This window comes from Pseudomonas sp. DP-17, from assembly GCF_022380625.1.
GTDB lineage: Bacteria > Pseudomonadota > Gammaproteobacteria > Pseudomonadales > Pseudomonadaceae > Pseudomonas > Pseudomonas nitroreducens_A.
Genome location: NZ_JAKSXG010000016.1, coordinates 101,943 through 120,753, shown reverse-complemented (window position 1 = coordinate 120,753; position 18,811 = coordinate 101,943). Strand labels below are relative to the sequence as shown.

The window sequence follows — 18,811 nt, the reverse complement described above, 5'->3', positions numbered from 1 at the left end:
CGAAGATTTCAATAACAGGTACCCTGTGCACCCCGGCGGCTACCCCGCCGGGACCGAATGCATTCCAACGGTACCTTTATGAAGTTCCTTTCCCCGTCACGACAGGCCTTGACCCGTTCGGACCTGCGCCTGGTGGACCCGCGCAAAATCGTGCTGGTCGCCGGCTGCGCCGCGGTATCGTTCGCGGCGCTGGCATTCGCCGGCGGAATCTGGGTCGGCCGCGCCCATGGCGTGCCCGAGCCGGTGGCCGAGCCCATCGCCATGCCGGCCGCACAACCCGAGGAAGAAGCTTCCGGCGAACGTTTCGCCGCCGAGCGCATCGGCGAACTCGCCGGGCGCCTGCAGGTGCTGGAAAAGGACGCTACCTATCTGCTCCAGGCGGTCGACAGCCACGAGGAAATCGCCCGCAAGCTGGCCAAGGTCGACCCCTCCCTGGCGCCAAAGCCCAGGCCAAAGGTGGCGGCCAAGGGCGAGGGCGGCATCCTGCTGCCACCACGTCCCTGCGCGGAACCGCTACCCGGTTCGAACGACGACCTGGAACAGGGCGAGCGTTCGGCAAAATGCCTGCGCCGGGTCTTCGACCTGCTGATGGACCAGGTGGCCCGGCGCAACGCCGATTTCATGGCGATTCCTGCGCGCCGGCCGATGGACCAGGCGCGCCTGGGCTCGCCCTTCGGCAATCGCGCCGACCCGTTCAACCACCGCCTGGCGTTCCATTCCGGCCAGGACTTCTCCGCGCCCACCGGCAGCCCCATCCATGCGGCCGCCGGCGGGCGGGTGATCGTGGCGGGGCCGAACCCCTCCTATGGCAATCGCATCGAGATCGACCATGGCAATGGTCTGGTCACCCGCTATGCCCATGCCTCCAAGCTGCTGGTGAAAGTGGGCGACGTGGTGCTGCCAGGGCAGGAAATCGCCAAGGTGGGTTCGACCGGGCGCTCCACGGGGCCGCACCTGCATTTCGAAGTGCTTTACCACGGTGAATTCGTCGACCCGCAAAACTTCCTCTCTCTGGGCGGCATGGAGATCGATAGCGATGGTATGGCCTCGGACTAGAAAACCTTCTACCCGCGACCTGCTACGCGCCGACCCTTTCACTCATGCCCCCCGTCGCTCTGCTCGGTGGGCTTGGACGTTGATGCTGGCCGTGGCGCTGTGCGCAATGGCGGCGAGCGTCTGGTGGATGCGCAACCACGATGGCGGCCAGGCCCAGGCTCGCGAACATGCCGACGAGCTGCAGGCGCTGCAGGCGCAGGTCGGGCAACTGACCAGCGAGCTGGAGGAAAAGCGCCTGCAAGCCGAAGAGGAGCGCGCCAATCGCGACCAGTTGATGCGGCGGATCGACGCGATGTCCGCCGAAATCAAGAAACTCAAGACCGAGCTGGCCTTCTTCCGCCAGCAGAAGCCTGGCAAGTAGTTCGTCCGAGGAGGACCGATGTTCAGCAACAGCAAGAAGAAGGGCCCGCAGGTGTCGGTGGACAAATTCTCCAGCCTGCTTTCGGGCAACGTCGACCTGGTCGGCGATATGCAGTTCCAGGACGGCCTGAAGATCCTCGGCACGGTGAAGGGCAACGTCTGCCACAAGCCCGGTGCGGCCAGCCTGCTGGCACTCAGCGCGGAAGGACGGATCGAGGGCAACGTCAGCAGCTACGACGCGCTGATCGACGGCACCATCATCGGCGACCTCTATGTCGAGCACCTGTTGGAGTTGCACTCCAATGCGCGCGTGGTCGGCAACATCCAGTACCGCCAGCTGAGCATGGAAAACGGCGCGACGGTAGACGGCAAACTGACCCGCCTGGCCGACGGCGAAGCGCCCAGGCCGCTGGAGCTGCCGGCTCCGGTGCGGGAAGAGGAAGCCGAAGCCTGATTTGCCCCGGTGCGGTGGGTACTTAGCTTGCTATGATTGTCGCCCCACCGCCCAGACCTCTCCTGCCCCATGCTCGCACTTCTGCTCCAGACCTTCAGCATCACCGCCCCGGTCTTCGCCATGCTGTTCCTCGGAGTGCTGCTGCGCCGCGTAGGGGCGATCAACCCGGATTTCATCCAGACGGCGTCGGCGCTGGTGTTCAACGCCACCATGCCGGCGATGCTGTTTCTCGGCATCTACCACTCCGACCTGCACAGCGCGGCGCGCCCGGAAGTGCTGTTGTATTTCTGCGCGGCGACCCTGGCGGGTTTCCTGCTGGCCTGGGGCTGGGCCGCCTGGCGGGTACCGCGCGCGGATCGGGGCGTCTACGTTCAGGGTTCGTTCCGCGGCAACAACGGCATCATCGGCCTGGCGCTGGCCACCAGCCTCTACGGTGACCATGGCCTGGCGCTGGGTTCGGTCCTCGCCGCCCTGGTGATCCTCTGTTACAACACGCTGTCCTCGGTGGTGCTGGCGATCTACAGCCCGAGCATGAAGTCCGACCCGCTGAGCATCGCCCGCAACGTCATCTGCAATCCGTTGATCATCAGCGTGCTGGCGGCGCTGCCGTTCTCCTGGTTCGGTATCGGCTTGCCGAAGTGGCTGCTGACCTCGGCCGACTATTTCGCCCAGATGACCCTGCCGCTGGCGCTGGTGTGCATCGGTGGCACCCTGTCGCTGGCTTCGCTGCGCGAAAGCGGCGGGCTGGCGGTCAGCGCGAGCCTGATGAAGATGGTCTGGCTGCCGCTGATCTGCACTTTCGTCGCCTGGTCGCTGGGCTTCCGGGGCGCCGAGCTGGGCGTGCTGTTCCTCTACTTCGCCAGCCCCACGGCGGCCGCCAGCTATGTCATGGCACGCGCCGCCAATGCCAACCATGAATTGGCGGCGTCGATCATCGTCATCACCACCCTGGTGGCGGCGCTGACCACCAACGTCGGCATTTTTGTCCTGCAGTGGGGCGGCTGGATGTGACTCGGGGGAAGTCGAGATTCTTCCAAGTACCGTTGCGCAAAAAGCTACTCAGCGTGTAGGAAACCTCTGAAAGATCGCGCTGCGTCGCAACGTCACGCGAAGCCCGTTCCGCGCGTCGACAAGACCGGTTACATTTGGCTCCCCCGCTATGCACGATCAAGGAATGTTCATGCAGCTCACGCGTCGGATGGTTCGTGCCGTCTTTTTTCTGTCAGCCAGTCTCCTGGCTGCGACGGCCGCTGCCGAGCCGGGTGCAGACATTTCCAGCCCCACCGCCGGCTGGCGCTATTCCGGCCTGACCGATGACCCCAGCGTGCCCCGCGTGGCCTATCCCACGCCGCCTATCGACCGGGGTGGTTCCCGTGGCCGCAGCCTGATCGAGGGCCATCTGCGTGAAGTCTCCGCCGTAGACCGTGCCCAGCGCCTGGTGGTCAACGGCAATCCACTGCCCCTCTATACCGACGCCGAAGGCAGGTTCGTCCGCCCCTACAACTTCGGTGCGGGCAGCAACAGCGTCGCGGTCAGCAGCGACCAGGGTAGATCCCTCAAGCGCATCCAGTTCTATGAAGCCAACACGGGGCGCATCCCGCCCCGCATCCGTCTGGCGCTGGGCTGGAACGACCCCAAGGCCGAGCTCGACCTGCATATCGTCACGCCCGACGGCCAACATGCCTTCTGGGCGCGGCCACGCCTGAGCAACGGTGGCGGCCTCGACCCGGATGGCGTCGACGGCCCCGGCCCGGAAATGTTCACCATGGCCGCGCCGCTGCACGGCACCTATCTGGTTTACGTGAACTACTGGGGCAACTACAACGCCAGCCAGGGTTACAACTTCCAGGAAGGCAATCACGAGCAGGACGTGATCACCGCCGAGATCAACCTGGTATTCAACGAAAATACCGTCAACGAGAAGCGCGAGACCTTCGTGGTGCCCATGCGCACCATCGGCGATCTGGTGCTGGTGAAGACCTTCAACTACTGAATTCGCCCCTCGCAGGGATGACACGGGACAAGCGATCCATGAGCGACAACACGCCCTCCAGCAGCCAAGACAGCACTCCCACGCCGCCGATGACACCAACGCCGGCCCAGGCCCCGCGCCGTGGTCCGCTGATCGCCATCGGCGCGCTCGCCGCTGCGCTGGTCGCCGGCGGCCTGGCCCTGGCCTTCGGTCTGATCCCCGCCTTCCATTCGGCGCCGGTGGGCACCCTGGAAGCGCCGGCAAGCCCGGAAGTGGTCCGTGACCTCAAGCGCCCGGACGCGCTGATCGAGAGCGCCTCCCTCAGCCAACTGCCCAAGGCCGTGCTGGAAGTGCCGTTGCTGCGCGACGTGCTCACCGAGGACTTCGTCTTCTACTACGAGAACAATGCCGACCGCCTGGGCCTGACCGGCACGCTGCGACGCATCGTCTACGAGCACGACCTGACCCTGAAGGACAGCGTCATCGAGGAGCTGCTCGACCAGCCGTCTCAGGTTGCCCTGTGGCGCGGCGCCGATGGCCGTCTGCGCGACTTCATGGTGGTGCTCAAGCGCGGCGGCCTGGCCAAGGTGCTGGAGCCCGTGGCGAAGGTCGCGGCCGATGACACCCAGCTCAGGAAGGTCGCGGACATCCAGGTGAAAGGCAGCACCACTCCGGTCTACAGCCTGCGCTACGGCGCGGAGAAGACCCTGCTGTTCGTCTCCCGTGGCGATCAGATGCTGGTCCTGTCGAACCCGAAGATGCTCTTCCCCCATCCGGACTACGACAACCTGGGCGAGCCCGATGCCGCCGTCGCCAAGGATCTGGGCGCCGCGCTGGAAGGCGAGCCGCTGTTCGCCAAGGACTTCTCCCTGGAGCCGCTCGGCGAGCTGAAGCAGCGCATCACCCTGGGCGCCGGTGTGCTCGCCATGGGCTACCAGCGCTTCATTCCAACATTCGCCGGCGTGCGCTTCGAGCAGGGAAAGGATGGCTGGCGCAGCTACCTGGCGCTCAATGAAGTCGCCCGCCAGCCGGACCTGGACTTCACCCCTGTCTGGCAGGCCATGCCCATGGGCGCCAGCGCCTGCGTGGCGCTGCCGGTCACCCCGGGGCTGTACGACGACATGCTGGTGAAGCTGGGCGCCGAGCAGAAGATGGCCGCGGCCTTCTCCGAGCACCTGTCCGGCGCCGCCGGCCTTTGCTGGTACCCGGACTCGCGCCTGCACTCGCCACTGCTCGCGGTGAAGCTCGACGCCCCGGCCAGCCCTGAACTGGATGAGCAGTTGGGCAAGCTGTTCGGCAGCATGATCGGCGCCTACGAGGCCAATGTGGAGGGCGGCACTTTCGAGGTGGACAGTCGCGCTGAGGGCGAAGGCCACTTGTGGCAGCGCCAGGTCAGTTCGCGCTTTGGCCAGTACCCGGCCAGCGAGGCGGAGAACCCCGACCAGGTCAGCGGCAACGGTTTCTTCCGCGTCAGCCTGCTGCGCGATGGCAACACCCTGCTGTTCTCCATCGACGACAAGTTGCTGGACAAGGCACGCAACACCCTGGCCAAGCGCTATCCGCCGCTGGCCGACGTGCTGCCCAAGGACGCCCTGGTGCCCGCGTACCTGGCGCCCAAGACGCTGTCCGAGTTGCTCCAGCGCGAGACCCTGGACAGCCTGCCGCAGGACATCGAGCCGGTGTTTCGCAACGCCGCCGACACGCTGCTCCTGCCACGCCTGAAGACCCTCGCCGGCAACGGCTCCTACGCCCTGACGCTGCCGGCTGGCAGCGAGCCCGGCGGCGAGTGGGAGTGGTTGCCGCTGGACTGGAAGGCGCTGTGATCGGGAGGTCTTTCACGCTGCTGGCAGGTCTGCTCGTCGCCACGCTGGCGCACGCGACCGAGCCTGCGCTGGATGCCCGGCAGACCCAGGTGTTCCGCGCCTGGTTCGTGCGCATTGCCGAGGAGCAGCTGCGTCGCGGCCCGAATCCGCGCTGGTACCAGCAGGACTGCGCGGGCCTGGTGCGCTTCGCCGCCAACGAGGCGCTGAAGGTGCACGACGCCAAGTGGCTGCGCGCCAACGGCATGTCCAACCGCTACCTGCCGCCGGAGCTGGAGCTCACCGACGCGCAGCGCAACCTCGCGCAGACCTGGCAGCAGGGCGGCGGCAGGAGCGGCCCCTACGTCAACGCGATCAAACTCATTCAATACAACAGCCAGTTCGTCGGCCGCGACCTCAACCAGGCGCGGCCGGGCGACCTGATGTTCTTCGACCAGGGCGATGACCAGCATCTGATGATCTGGATGGGCCGCGACATCGCCTACCACACCGGCACTCGTACGGCGACCGACAACGGCATGCGCTCGGTCAGCCTGCAACAACTCATGACATGGAAGGACACCCGATGGATACCCGACGAATCCAATCCCAACTTTATCGGCGTCTATCGCTTGTCCTTCCTGACCCGATGAATGCGCTGCGCGGCATTGCCGCAGCCCTGGCCTGCGCCGGCCTGTTCGCCGCCGCGCCCGTGATCGTGCAGGCGGACGACGATGTCCCGGCGAGCGGCTACGCGCCCATGGCCGGCGAGTCGTTCTTCCTGCTCGCCGACAGCAGCTTCGCTTCCGACGAGGTGGCCAAGGTGCGCCTGGAAGCGCCGGGCCGCGACTACCGCCGCTACCGAATGGAGCCTTACGGCGGCGCCGACATCCGCGTCTACCGCATCGACCAGCCGCTGGATTTCCTCAAGCGCCAGAAGAACCTCCACCGTGTGCTGTCCGAGGGGCAGTTCAAGGGCGAGGGCCTGTCCAACACCCTGGCCTACCTGTGGGACAACTGGTACCGCAAGTCGCGTCGGGTGATGCAGCGAACCTTCTCCTACGAATCGCGCCAGCAGGTCACCGCCGTGGTGCCCGAGCTGAAGATGGGCAGCGCCATCGCCGCGCCGACGCCCTACGACGCGCAACCGCAGTACGCGCCGATTCCCGGCCTGCCGATGGTCAGTCAGTTCCGCTACCCGCTGTGGGACGCCAAGCCGATCCAGCCGCCGAAGGAAGTCACCCTCGCCGGTTCCTCCAGCGAATTCATCAACGTCGCCCCGGGCAACGTCTATGTGCCGCTGGGCAAGCTGAAGCCCGGCCTCTACCTGGTCGAAGCGCTGGTGGGCAAATACCGCGCGACCACCGTGGTGTTCGTTTCCAACAGCGTCGCGGTGAGCAAGATCGCCGGCAACGAGCTGCTGGTTTGGACCGCGCGCAAGCATGAAGGTACGCCGGTGGGCGGCGCCAAGGTGCTGTGGACCGACGGCCTGGGCGTGATGAGCAGCGGCAGCAGCGATGCCGATGGCCTGCTGCGCCTGCAGCACGTCAGCCCCGAGCGCTCCTTCGTGATCGGCGAGGACGAGGAGGGCGGTGTCTTCGTTTCCGAGAACTTCTATTACGACAGCGAAATCTACGACACCAAGCTCTACGCCTTCACCGACCGCCCGCTGTACCGTCCGGGCGACTGGGTGTCGCTGAAGATCGTCGGTCGCGAGTTCAAGAACTCCCGCGAATCGCAGTCGCCGCAGAGCGCGCCGCTGCGCCTGTCAGTGATCGACGCCGCCGGCACCACGCTGCAGACGCTGGACCTCAAGTACGACGCCAAGAGCGGCACCCACGGTCGCTTCCAGCTGCCCGCCAACGCCGTCGCCGGCGGCTACGAGCTGCGCTTCGACTATCGCGACCAGACCTACAGCAGCGCCTTCCGCGTCGCCGAGTACATCAAGCCGCACTTCGAGATTTCCCTCGACCTCGCCAAGCCGGACTTCAAGACCGGCGAGCCGGTGAAGGGCAACCTGATCCTCCTCTACCCGGACGGCAAGCCGGTGGCCAACGCGCGCCTGGAGCTCAGCCTGCGCGCCCAGCAGCTGTCCATGGTGGACAACGAATTGCAGTACCTGGGCCAGTTCCCCGTGGAGCTTTCCAGCACGCAGATCACCACCGACGATCAGGGCCGCGCTGCGCTGGACCTGCCGGCGGCGGAGAAACCCAGCCGCTACATGCTCACGGTGTTCGCCAGCGATGGCGCCGCGTACCGGGTGAAGACCAGCAAGGAAATCCTCATCGAGCGGGGCGCCGCACGTTATCGCGTGAGCGCGCCGCAGCGCTTCAGCGCCGCGGGTGACAAGGTCGAGTTCAGCTACGCTGCCGAACAGCAGACGCCGATTCAGCCGTCCGCCTACCGCTGGCTGCGCCTGGAAGACCGCAGCAGCGGCGACGGCGTGGTGGCCGATGGCAAGTTCGCGATCACCTTCGATAAACCCGGCACCTACAGCGTCGAGTTGCGCGACAAGGCCGGCCAACTGCTCGGCGGCACCGGCCACTCGGTCAGCGGCGACGGCGTGAAGGCCGTGCCGGGCACCGTGGAAATCGTCCTCGACAAGGCCGAGTACCAGGCCGGCGACGAAGCGCTCGCACTGATCACCTTCCCCGAGCCGGTGGATGACGCGCTGCTCTCGCTGGAGCGCGACAAGGTCGAGGCTACTGCGCTGCTGTCCAAGGGCGGCGACTGGCTGAAGCTGGAAAAGCTCAACCCGACCCAGTACCGCGCGCGCATTCCGGTGAAGCCGGACTTCTCGCCGAACCTGACCTTCTCCGTGCTCTACACCCGCAGCGGCGACTACAGCTTCCAGAACGCCGGGATCAAGGTTGCCGTGCCGCAGGTGGATATCGCCGTCAGCACCGACAAGGAACGCTACGAGCCGGGCGAGACGGTCACCGTCAACCTCGACACCCGCTACGACGGCAAGCCGGTCTCCAGCCACCTCACCGTGAGCGTGGTGGACGAGATGATCTACGCGCTGCAGCCGGAGATCGCCCCGGGTATCGACCAGTTCTTCTACCACCCGCGCCGCAACAACGTGCGCACCAGCGCGAGCCTCGCGTTCATCAGCTACGACGTGGCATTGCCCGGCACGCCCAGCGCGCCCGGTCGTGCCAACCGCAGCGAGCGTGGCGTGAAGGTGCTGGAGCGCCCGCGCCGCGAGGAAGTCGACACCGCCGCGTGGGAGCCGGAGCTGGTCACCGATTCCAATGGCAAGGCGCAGTTCAAATTCCGCATGCCCGACTCCCTGACCCGCTGGCGCATCACCGCCCGCGCCATGGATGACGAAGGCCAGGTCGGCCAGAAGAAGCAGTTCATCCGCTCCGAGAAACCGCTGTACCTGAAGTGGAGCGGGCCGAAACGCTTCCGCAGCGGCGACGCTCCGGACCTCGGCCTGTTCGTCTTCAACCAGGGTGAGCAGGACGCCAAGGCCGAACTGCTGATCCGCGCCAATGGCGAGGAGAAGACCCAGGCGCTGGAGCTCAAGCGCGGTGTGAATTACATCGCCCTGCCGCAGCAACCGCTCAGCGATGGCGACTGGAGCGTGGAGCTGCGTCAGGATGGCAAGGTGCGTGACAGCCTCGGCGTGCATTTCAGCCTGGTGGCCGACAGCTGGCAGGTGCTGCAGTCCAGGCCGCTGCAGGTGAACGCGCAGAACATCCCGCTGCAACTGCCGGCGGATGCCCGCGACGTGACCCTGCGCCTGGACGACAGCGCCCAGGCGCTGCTGCGCGGCAACCTCGATTCGCTGCTCGATTATCCTTGGGGCGGAGTCGAGCAGACTGCCAGCCAGTTGCTGCCGCTGAGCATCGCCTATCCGATGCTGGCCACTGGCGAGCCGCGCGTGCGCGACCGCCTGCGCCTGATCATGCAGACCAGCCGCCTACGCCTGGTACAGATGGCCGGCCCGGACGCCTACTTCACCTGGTGGGGCGGCGAAGACAACGACGCCTTCCTCACCGCCTACGCCTATTACGCCGACTGGTACGCCAGCCGCGCGCTGGAAATCCAGCTGCCGCCGGACCACTGGCAGCGCGTGCTGGAACTGTATTCCGCGCGCGCCAGCGCCACGCCGCTGCTGCAGCGCGCGCTGATCCTGGCCTTCGCCCGCGACATGCAGTTGCCGGTGCAGACCCTGGTCAGCGGCCTGCTCACCGACCTGGAGAACGCCGGCAACGGCGAGGCGGCGAAGTCCGTGAACGACTTCGACAGCGACGACAGCCTGGTCATGGGCCAGCCGGACTCCGAGCTGGGTCTGGCCGTTGCCCGCGTGCTGACGGCGAGCCTGGCCGAGCAGAGCAAGGTCGCGTTGCCGAAAGGGTTCGCCAAGCAACTGGACGCCGCGCGCCTGAAGGTCAACACCAGCGACCAGCCCTTTGCCCGCGCCGTACAGCTGTACAGCGGCACGGTGGACGCCAACCGCGCCCGCGAGCTGCTGCTCAGCCTGGCGCCGCAGCAGTCCACCGTCGAACGCGCCCTGGCGCTGACCTGGATGCAACGCGCCGTGGCCGATGCCCCGGCTGCCGAGCTGCCCAAGCCGGCGGCGGACTGGAAGGAGCGCCACAGCACCACCGGCGACGCCTTCTGGCAATGGCAGGGCAAGGACGTGCCCGCGCAGCTGGACCTGAGCGCCGCGCCTTCGCGTCCGCTCAACGCTTCGGTGACTTTCCGCAGCGCCGAAGCGCCGGCCAGCCAACTACCGGTAACCATCAAGCGCCGGCTGTTGCGCTTGGTGCCGGGCGAAGACGCATTCGCCTTCAGCGCCGAGGAGCTGGGTGACAAACCGTTGTCCAGCGACGAGCTGTACCTGGACGAAGTGACGCTGACCACCGAGCAGGCGCAGGCCCTGCGCTACGGCATGCTGGAAGTGCCGCTGCCGCCGGGGGCGGACGTCGAGCGCACCACCTGGGGCCTGCAGATCAGCGGCCTGGGCGGCGTCGAGGCGACCAGCCTGGAGCGAGCACGCAACGAGCCGGGTGACCTGTTCTACGGCGTGCCGGTGGACACCCTGGGTGGCGAGCTGCGCTTCCGCCATCTGGTGCGCTTCTCGCAGAAGGGTGAGTTCGTCCTGCCGCCGGCCCGCTACCAGCGCCTCTATGCGCCGCAGGAGCAGGCGCTGGAGCAGCAGCCGGCCCTGGCGAAGATCAAGGTCCAGTAATCCATGCGCGCGCGCCTTGCCGGGCTGATCCTGCTGTTGCCGCTGAGCGCCCTCGCGGCGCCCGGCCTGCAAGAGCAGGCACAGCTGGCCTGGCGCACCGCGCAGGGCGACGAACTGCTGCGGCTCGGGCCGCAGCAGGTGCTCGATCGCCGGCCGTTGCCGGCCGAGCTGCATGCTCCGCTGGGCAGCCTGTGGAAGCTGTTCGTCTATGCCTGGCTCAGCGACACCGGCCAACAGGAGCCGGCCTACGCGTGCCGTGGCGAAAGCAAGGAAGAGGTGTACTGCTGTTCGACAGGGCAGAGCATCGAGCGCGACGCTGCGCTGGTGAAGTCCTGCGGCCTGTACTTCCAGCCGCAACGCCTGGGCATCGACGGTTCTGTCTGGCAGCAGTACTGGCAGGCGCGCCATGCGCCGGCCTGGATCACCCAACTGGACAAATTGGCGCCGCAGACCCAAGTGCCGGTCACCGAACTGCTCGATCAACTGCAGCACCTGCCGGCCCAGGATCAGGCGCGCAAGGTGTTGCTCGATGTTAGCCTGGCCGCCGACGACGGGCGCGCTCCCGCCGCCCTGGGTGGACGCCTGCGGGTGAAGACCTGGAGCTGGGACGAAGACGGCCAGCGCGAAGGCGGCTTTGCCGGTTGGCTGATCGACGGCACGCCGCTCTGGGCGCGCGGACCGGGCACCAGCAAGACGGTTCTGGCCAAGTACGGCAGCGCCATCGGTGCCGCGCTGCCGGCGCCCTGGCCCCGCGATCCGGGGCGCTGCGTCGAGGTCGGATTGTTCAGCCGCTATCCGCTGAAGGAGGTCTATGGCGCGCGCAATCAGCCCGCAGCCGAAGGCCTGCTGACGGGCCGGCAGAGCGTGCTGTTCGCCAATGGCGTTCGACTCGAAGTGAACAGCAGCAGTGATCTTTTCCTTGAACGCGATGTGCAGGGGCCGCGTCTGACGGCCCGCCTGTCCCGCGAGGAATATGTTGCCCGCGTACTCGACCGCGAAGCTTCCGCCACGCCGCCGGAAGCAGCCAAGGCGCTGGCGGTGACCATCCGCACCTATCTGTTGCAGAACGGCGCCCCGCGCGGCGATTGCCTGAGCATCGACGACAGCAGCCAGCGCCAGCGCGTGGCGCCGCGCCCGGCCAGCGAGGCGGCGCGCGGCATCGCCGCCTGGACCGCCGATCTGGTGCTGGCCGGCGGCACCGTCACCTACCATTCGGACGAGGCGGGGCAGTCGAAACTGTCCTGGCGCGACGCCCAGGAACAGGCCGCCAAGGGCCTGCGCTATGACGCGATCCTCGCCCGCGCTTTCCCGCGCACCAGCCTCAGCCGCTGGAGCAACCCGACCGCCGCCTGCCAGCCGCTGCCCGAGGCCGAGCGTTGGCTCAAGGTGCAGCGCCGCGAGTGGCGACCACGCCTGGAAGGCGAGGCGGGTTATGAAGAGTTGCAGTCCTTCGCCGTGTGCCGGCTGAGCAGTGGCCGGCCCTACGTCGACCGCGAACGCCAGCGCATCTATGTGCGCGGCCTGTACTCCCAGCAGGACCGCCTCGACCTGGCTCATGAATACCTGCACCTGGCCTTCCAGGCGCACCCCAATGGACAAGACGAGGGCTACGTGGAAAACCTGGCCCGTCGCCTGATACTGGAATGATCAGCATGAAACTCGCCCACGTGCTCCGCCTGTCCCTGCTCGCCAGCCTGATCCCGCTGGGCGTGCAGGCCGCCGAATCGCCGATCAGCCTGGATACCCCGCTGGGCGGCTGGCGCTCGGGCGACGGCGACAAGGCCGACTTCCGGCAGACGGTGAACTACCCGGCGTCCTCGGTGAACTCGCGGGAGGACCAATCCGATACCGCGCGCATCCGCGGCGAGATCCGGGGGCTGCCCAAGGACAGCAAGGAGCCGGCGCGCCTGGTGGTCAACGGTGTGGCCATGCCGATGCGGGTCGAGGGCGACGGCAGGTTCGACCGTCCGTTCGCCTTCCCGGCGGGCTCCAACAGCGTCGAAGTCGTCAGCCCGGACGGCCAGCAGCGCAAGCGCGTGCAGTTCTACCACGGCGGCGGGGGCGGCGAAGTGGCGGCCAAGCTGCGGGTCATGCTGTCCTGGGATTCGGACAATACCGACCTCGACCTGCACCTGGTGACGCCCGATGGCGGGCACGTCTGGTACGGCAACCGCTCGCTGCCCAACGGCGCGGCCCAGGACGTCGACGTGACCACCGGCTATGGCCCGGAAATCATCGCCAGCCCGACTCCGCTCAAGGGGCAGTACCTGGTCTACGTGAACTACTACGGTGGCGGCTGGAGTTCGGACGAAAGCTCCGGTGACGTGAATGCGGCCAAGCCGCTGACCACGGCGCAGGTCACCATCGTCACGGAGGAGGGCACGGTGAACGAGAAGCAGGAGTCCTTCCTCATCCCGATGCGCCAGCCGGGCGAGCTGACACTGGTCAAGCGGTTCAGTTATCCATAAATGAATGTTCAGGCCTGCGTAGGAGCGGACTTTGTCCGCGATGGCATCCGGCGCGATTCGGACCTATCGCGGACGGAGTCCGCTCCTACGTAACGTCTGAATCAGGCGTTCTGGTCTGCCTGCCACGCCTCGATCACTTCCTGCGCCGCGCGGAAGGCATCGATGGCTGCCGGGACGCCGGCGTAGACTGCGCAATGCAGGAGCGCTTCACGAATCTCCTCCACCGTGCAGCCGTTGTTCAACGCGCCGCGCACGTGGCCTTTCAGCTCCTGCGGGCACTTGAGCGCGGTCAGCGCGGCCAGGGTGATCAGGCTGCGGGTCTTGCGCGGCAGGCCGTCGCGGTTCCACACGCCGCCCCAGGCGTGTTCGTTGACGAAGTCCTGCAGCGGCTGGGTGAACTCGGTGGCATTGCCCAGGGCGCGGTCCACGAAGGCGTCGCCCATCACTTCGCGACGAACCTGTTCGCCGGCCTTGCGGTTATCGTTGCTCACTTCTGACTCCTTCAGAGACCTTCCAGACGCACCCGGGCAGTACCGGAGCGCAGCATGTTGAGTTGTTCGGCAGCGGCTTTCGAGACATCAATGATCCGCCCGCGGCCGAATGGCCCGCGGTCGTTGATGCGCACCACGACGCTGCGGCCATTGTCGAGGTTGGTTACCCGCACCCGCGTGCCAAAGGCCAGCGTGCGATGGGCGGCGGTGAGGGCGTTCTGATTGAAGCGTTCGCCGCTGGCGGTGCGCTTGCCATGGTGGGCCTTGCCGTAATAGGACGCGGTGCCTTCGGCGCGGTAGCCGCGGCCGGAGACCTCCGTTTCGCTGTCGTAAGACGTGGTGCTACAGCCGGCCAGCAGGGCCAGGCAGCCGACGAGGGCCATGGGTCGCAGCATCGAACCTCCGGACGAAAAAACGCCGGGCAAGCCCGGCGTCGTTGAAGTGTGGGCTCAGGCTTCGAGCTTCTTCTTCAGCAGTTCGTTCACTTGTGCCGGGTTGGCCTTGCCCTTGGCGGCCTTCATGGCCTGGCCGACGAAGAAGCCGAACATCTTGCCGCGCTTGGCTTCGTCGCTGGCGCGGTACTGTTCGACCTGCTCGGCGTTGGCCGCCAGTACGTCATCCAGCAGCTTCTCGACGGCGCCGGAATCGGTGTTCTGTACCAGGTCCTTGGCCTTGATGATCTCGTCCGGCGAGCCTTCGCCCTCGGCCAGGGCGGCGAACACGGTCTTGGCCGCCTTGCCGTTGATGGTGCCGTCCTTCAAGCGCAGGATCATCTGGCCCAGGTGCTCGGCGGAAACCGGCGACTGTTCGATTTCCAGGCCGTCCTTGTTGAGCAAGCTGGAAAGCTCGCCCATCACCCAGTTGGCAGCCAGCTTGGCATCGCCACAGATGGCCTGGACCTGTTCGAAGTAGTCGGCCATCTCGCGGCTGGCGGACAGCACGCTGGCGTCATAGGCGGACAGGCCGTACTGGCTCTCGAAGCGCTCGCGCTTCTGGTCCGGCAGTTCCGGCAGGTTGGCGCGCAGGTCGTCGAGGAAGGCGCGCTCGATCACCACCGGCAACAGGTCCGGGCAGGGGAAGTAACGGTAGTCGTTGGCTTCTTCCTTGCTGCGCATGGAGCGCGTTTCGTCCTTGTTCGGGTCGTACAGGCGGGTTTCCTGCACGACCTTGCCGCCGTCCTCTATCAGCTCGATCTGGCGCTGCACTTCGTGGTTGATCGCCTTCTCGATGAAGCGGAAGGAGTTCACGTTCTTGATCTCGGCACGGGTGCCGAACGCGGCCTGGCCCTTCGGGCGTACCGACACGTTGCAGTCGCAACGCAGCGAGCCTTCGGCCATGTTGCCGTCGCAGATGCCGAGGTAGCGCACCAGGGCGTGGATCGCCTTGACGTAGGCCACGGCTTCCTTGGCGCTACGGATGTCCGGCTCGGAGACGATCTCCAGCAACGGGGTGCCGGCGCGGTTCAGGTCGATGCCGCTCATGCCGTGGAAGTCTTCGTGCAGGCTCTTGCCGGCGTCCTCTTCCAGGTGCGCGCGGGTGATGCCGACGCGCTTGACGGTGCCGTCTTCCAGGGTGATGTCCAGGTGCCCCTTGCCGACGATGGGATGGTCCATCTGGCTGGTCTGGTAGCCCTTGGGCAGGTCCGGGTAGAAGTAGTTCTTGCGCGCGAAGACGTTGCGTTCGGCGATTTCGGCGTTGATCGCCAGGCCGAACTGGCAGGCCATGCGCACGGCTTCCTGGTTCAGTACCGGCAGGGTGCCGGGCATGGCCAGGTCGATCAGGCTGGCCTGGGTGTTCGGCGCGGCGCCGAAGGTAGTGGCGCTACCGGAGAAGATCTTCGATTGGGTGGAGAGCTGTGCGTGGATTTCCAGCCCGATTACTGTTTCCCATTGCATATCGTAATCCTTCCTCAGAACCCGGCCGGTGCTTGTTTGTGCCAGTCGCTGACCAGTTGGTACTGGTGCGCGACGTTGAGCAGGCGGCCTTCCTGGAAGTACGGCGCGAGCAGTTGGACACCTACCGGCAGGCCGTCGACGAAGCCCGCGGGCATGGACAGGCCCGGAATGCCGGCGAGGTTGGCGGTGATGGTGTAGATGTCTTCCAGGTACTGGGCGACCGGGTCGTTGTTCTTCTCGCCCAGTTTCCAGGCCGGGTTTGGCGTGGTCGGGCCGAGGATGACGTCGACTTCGGCGAAGGCGCTGACGAAATCGTTCTTGATCAGACGACGAATCTTCTGAGCCTTCAGGTAATAAGCGTCGTAGTAACCGGCGGAAAGCGCGTAGGTGCCGACCATGATGCGGCGCTTCACTTCGGCGCCGAAGCCTTCGGCGCGGGAGCGCTTGTACAGGTCCTGCAGGTCCTTCGGATTCTCGCAGCGGTAGCCGTAGCGAACGCCGTCGAAGCGCGACAGGTTGGAGCTGGCTTCTGCGGGCGCGATCACATAATAGGCAGGGATCGCGTGCTGCATGTTCGGCAGGGAGATGTCCTTGACCACCGCGCCGAGCTGCTTGAGCTGCTCGACCACCTTCATCACCGCGTCGGCGATGCGGCTGTCCAGGCCCGCGCCGAAGTACTCCTTCGGCAGGCCGATGCGCAGGCCGGTCAGCGGCTTGGTCAGGCCGGCCAGGTAGTCGTCCACCGGCTGGTCGACGCAGGTGGAGTCCTTCGGATCGAAGCCGGCCATGGCGCCGAGCATCAGCGCGCAGTCCTCGGCGGTGCGGGCCAGCGGACCGCCCTGATCGAGGCTGGAGGCATAGGCGATCATGCCCCAGCGGGACACGCGGCCGTAGGTCGGCTTGATGCCGGTGAGGTTGGTCAGCGCGGCCGGCTGGCGGATCGAGCCGCCGGTGTCGGTGCCGGTGGCGGCCGGGATCAGGCGCGCGGCCACGGCGGCGGCGGAACCGCCGGAGGAACCGCCCGGCACGCGGGAGGTGTCCCAGGGGTTCTTCACCGGGCCGTAGTGGCTGGATTCGTTGGCCGAGCCCATGGCGAACTCGTCCATGTTCAGCTTGCCCAGGCTCACGGTACCGGCGTCGGCCAGGCGTTCGACGACAGTCGCATCGTAGGGCGAGACGAAGGCGTCGAGGATCTTCGAGCCGCAGCTGGTGCGCACACCCTGGGTGCAGAACAGGTCCTTGTGGGCGATCGGTGCGCCCAGCAGGGCACCGGTTTCGCCTTTGGCGCGCCGCTCGTCGGCCGCCTTGGCCTGGGCCAGCGCGCTTTCCTCGGTAACGGTGATGAAGCTGTTCAGCTGCGGGTCGAGCTGCTGGATGCGCGCGAGCAGGGCAGTGGTCAGTTCCTGGGCGGAGAATTGCTTGTCGGCGAGTCCGCGGGCGACTTCGGCGAGGGTCAATTGATGCAGCATATGTCCGTGTCCTTAGCGCTTACTCGATGACTTTCGGGACGAGGTAAAGGCCGTCTTCCACTGCCGGCGCGATGGCCTGGTAGGCTTCGCGGCGGTTCTCCTCGGTGACTTCGTCGGCGCGCAGGCGCTGCGTGGCTTCCAGCGGGTGGGCCAGGGGCTCCACGCCGTCGGTATCGACCGCCTGCATGGCGTCGATCAGGCCGAGGATGTTGTTGAGCGTGTCGGTGGTGCGCGAAATGTCAGCTTCCTCCAGGCCCAGGCGGGCGAGGTGGGCGATCTTTTCCACGTCGGAGCGTTCAAGCGCCATCGGGGTCTCCAGCTAGAGCGGCCCGGTTCGAACTGGACCTGGCCGGAAGGAATGAGGGGGCAGGGAACAGAACCCGCGGCAGACGGTCGAAGGCCGCTGGGACGGGCCTGCAGGCCCGAAAAACGAGGAATCTAGCATAAATTGGCGCCTTGCCCAAAACCCCCGTGATTGTTAGAGTTTGCCGCACTTTTTTACCCGCGCACTTTTCACCCACGCGCCACCTACGGGTTTCTTTCCAATGTTCAAAAAACTGCGTGGCATGTTCTCCAGTGATCTGTCGATCGACCTGGGCACTGCCAATACCCTTATTTATGTGCGCGAGCGCGGCATCGTCCTGAACGAACCGTCCGTGGTCGCCATTCGTAGCCATGGCAGCCAGAAGAGCGTCGTCGCGGTCGGTACCGAAGCCAAGCGCATGCTGGGTCGTACCCCGGGCAATATCGCCGCCATTCGTCCGATGAAGGACGGCGTGATCGCCGACTTCAGCGTCTGCGAGAAGATGCTGCAGTACTTCATCAACAAGGTGCACGAGAACAGCTTCCTGCAGCCCAGCCCGCGCGTGCTGATCTGCGTGCCGTGCAAGTCCACCCAGGTGGAACGCCGCGCCATCCGTGAATCGGCCCTGGGCGCCGGCGCCCGTGAGGTGTACCTGATCGAAGAACCGATGGCAGCGGCCATCGGCGCCGGCCTGCCGGTGGAAGAGGCCCGTGGTTCCATGGTCGTCGACATCGGCGGCGGCACCACCGAGATCGCCCTGATCTCCCTCAACGGCGTGGTCTACGCCGAGTCCGTCCGCGTCGGCGGCGACCGCTTCGACGAAGCCATCGTCACCTACGTGCGCCGCAACTACGGCAGCCTGATCGGCGAATCCACCGCCGAGCGCATCAAGCAGGAAATCGGCACCGCCTTCCCGGGCGGCGAAGTCCGCGAAGTCGACGTCCGTGGCCGTAACCTGGCCGAAGGCGTACCGCGCAGCTTCACCCTGAACTCCAACGAAGTGCTCGAAGCGCTGCAGGAATCCCTGGCGACCATCGTCCAGGCGGTCAAGAGCGCCCTGGAACAGTCCCCGCCGGAACTGGCTTCGGACATCGCCGAGCGCGGCCTGGTACTGACCGGTGGCGGCGCGCTGCTGCGCGACCTGGACAAGCTGCTGGCCCAGGAAACCGGCCTGCCGGTGATCGTCGCCGAAGACCCGCTGACCTGCGTCGCCCGTGGCGGCGGCAAGGCGCTGGAAATGATGGACCGTCATTCGATGGACCTGCTTTCCACCGAATAAGGTGGGAGGTCCTGTAAAGGTCGGTTGACGTTTCGCCCGCGCTGGTGAAACTTCAACCGAC

16 protein-coding genes are annotated in these 18,811 nt (G+C 66.4%); 11 read left to right on the top strand and 5 right to left on the bottom strand.

Annotation, left to right across the window (positions count from 1 at the left end; translation table 11 throughout):
* Window positions 1-78: 78 nt before the first annotated feature.
* From MJ122_RS25805 to MJ122_RS25760, 10 genes are all read left to right on the top strand, one after another.
* On the top strand, window positions 79-1,056 hold the full coding sequence (locus tag MJ122_RS25805; protein ID WP_088421199.1) for a M23 family metallopeptidase: 978 nt from the start codon (window positions 79-81) through the stop codon (window positions 1,054-1,056).
* A gap of 127 nt (window positions 1,057-1,183) precedes the next feature.
* Window positions 1,184-1,417 (top strand): guided entry of tail-anchored proteins factor 1, encoded by a 234-nt coding sequence (locus MJ122_RS25800; protein ID WP_239746573.1) that lies wholly within the window; start codon window positions 1,184-1,186, stop codon window positions 1,415-1,417.
* 18 nt (window positions 1,418-1,435) lie between these two features.
* Window positions 1,436-1,870, top strand: coding sequence for a polymer-forming cytoskeletal protein (locus tag MJ122_RS25795; RefSeq protein WP_045209558.1), 435 nt, complete (start codon window positions 1,436-1,438; stop codon window positions 1,868-1,870).
* A gap of 69 nt (window positions 1,871-1,939) precedes the next feature.
* Complete coding sequence (locus MJ122_RS25790) at window positions 1,940-2,881, top strand: AEC family transporter (RefSeq protein ID WP_239746570.1); 942 nt, start codon at window positions 1,940-1,942, stop codon at window positions 2,879-2,881.
* 187 nt (window positions 2,882-3,068) lie between these two features.
* Window positions 3,069-3,863, top strand: a complete 795-nt coding sequence (locus MJ122_RS25785) for a DUF2135 domain-containing protein (protein ID WP_239746643.1) — start codon at window positions 3,069-3,071, stop codon at window positions 3,861-3,863.
* Between the two features lie 38 nt (window positions 3,864-3,901).
* Entirely contained in the window at window positions 3,902-5,665 is a 1,764-nt protein-coding gene (locus tag MJ122_RS25780) for a DUF2138 family protein (RefSeq protein ID WP_239746568.1), read from the top strand.
* Entirely contained in the window at window positions 5,665-6,294 is a 630-nt protein-coding gene (locus tag MJ122_RS25775; RefSeq protein ID WP_239746641.1) for a DUF1175 family protein, read from the top strand. Before MJ122_RS25780 ends, MJ122_RS25775 begins: the two co-directional genes overlap by 1 nt.
* Window positions 6,291-10,844 (top strand): alpha-2-macroglobulin, encoded by a 4,554-nt coding sequence (locus tag MJ122_RS25770; protein WP_239746566.1) that lies wholly within the window; start codon window positions 6,291-6,293, stop codon window positions 10,842-10,844. Before MJ122_RS25775 ends, MJ122_RS25770 begins: the two co-directional genes overlap by 4 nt.
* A gap of 3 nt (window positions 10,845-10,847) precedes the next feature.
* Window positions 10,848-12,491: a DUF2300 domain-containing protein gene (locus tag MJ122_RS25765; protein WP_239746564.1), complete on the top strand. Its 1,644-nt coding sequence runs from the start codon at window positions 10,848-10,850 to the stop codon at window positions 12,489-12,491.
* 5 nt (window positions 12,492-12,496) lie between these two features.
* Window positions 12,497-13,312, top strand: a complete 816-nt coding sequence (locus tag MJ122_RS25760; RefSeq protein WP_088421274.1) for a DUF2135 domain-containing protein — start codon at window positions 12,497-12,499, stop codon at window positions 13,310-13,312.
* A gap of 101 nt (window positions 13,313-13,413) precedes the next feature.
* Here MJ122_RS25760 and MJ122_RS25755 read toward each other — a convergent pair whose 3' ends face one another.
* Genes MJ122_RS25755 through gatC form a run of 5 tightly spaced genes read right to left on the bottom strand, consistent with a single transcriptional unit; the run spans window position 13,414 to window position 17,474 of the window.
* Complete coding sequence (locus MJ122_RS25755; RefSeq protein ID WP_088421275.1) at window positions 13,414-13,755, bottom strand: carboxymuconolactone decarboxylase family protein; 342 nt, start codon at window positions 13,753-13,755, stop codon at window positions 13,414-13,416.
* A 59-nt stretch (window positions 13,756-13,814) separates the two neighbouring features.
* A complete protein-coding gene (locus MJ122_RS25750; RefSeq protein WP_088421206.1) occupies window positions 13,815-14,198 on the bottom strand; it encodes a septal ring lytic transglycosylase RlpA family protein in 384 nt (127 codons plus the stop codon).
* Between the two features lie 54 nt (window positions 14,199-14,252).
* Window positions 14,253-15,698 (bottom strand): Asp-tRNA(Asn)/Glu-tRNA(Gln) amidotransferase subunit GatB, encoded by a 1,446-nt coding sequence (gatB, locus tag MJ122_RS25745; RefSeq protein ID WP_239746562.1) that lies wholly within the window; start codon window positions 15,696-15,698, stop codon window positions 14,253-14,255.
* A 14-nt stretch (window positions 15,699-15,712) separates the two neighbouring features.
* The gene (gene gatA / locus MJ122_RS25740) at window positions 15,713-17,167 is read right to left on the bottom strand and encodes an Asp-tRNA(Asn)/Glu-tRNA(Gln) amidotransferase subunit GatA (protein WP_239746560.1); all 1,455 of its coding nucleotides are present in this window, start codon (window positions 17,165-17,167) and stop codon (window positions 15,713-15,715) included.
* A gap of 19 nt (window positions 17,168-17,186) precedes the next feature.
* On the bottom strand, window positions 17,187-17,474 hold the full coding sequence (gatC, locus tag MJ122_RS25735) for an Asp-tRNA(Asn)/Glu-tRNA(Gln) amidotransferase subunit GatC (RefSeq protein ID WP_017518165.1): 288 nt from the start codon (window positions 17,472-17,474) through the stop codon (window positions 17,187-17,189).
* 238 nt (window positions 17,475-17,712) lie between these two features.
* Between gatC and mreB the strand changes: the two genes are divergently transcribed.
* A complete protein-coding gene (gene mreB / locus MJ122_RS25730) occupies window positions 17,713-18,750 on the top strand; it encodes a rod shape-determining protein MreB (protein WP_017518164.1) in 1,038 nt (345 codons plus the stop codon).
* The last annotated feature ends 61 nt before the right edge of the window (window positions 18,751-18,811 follow it).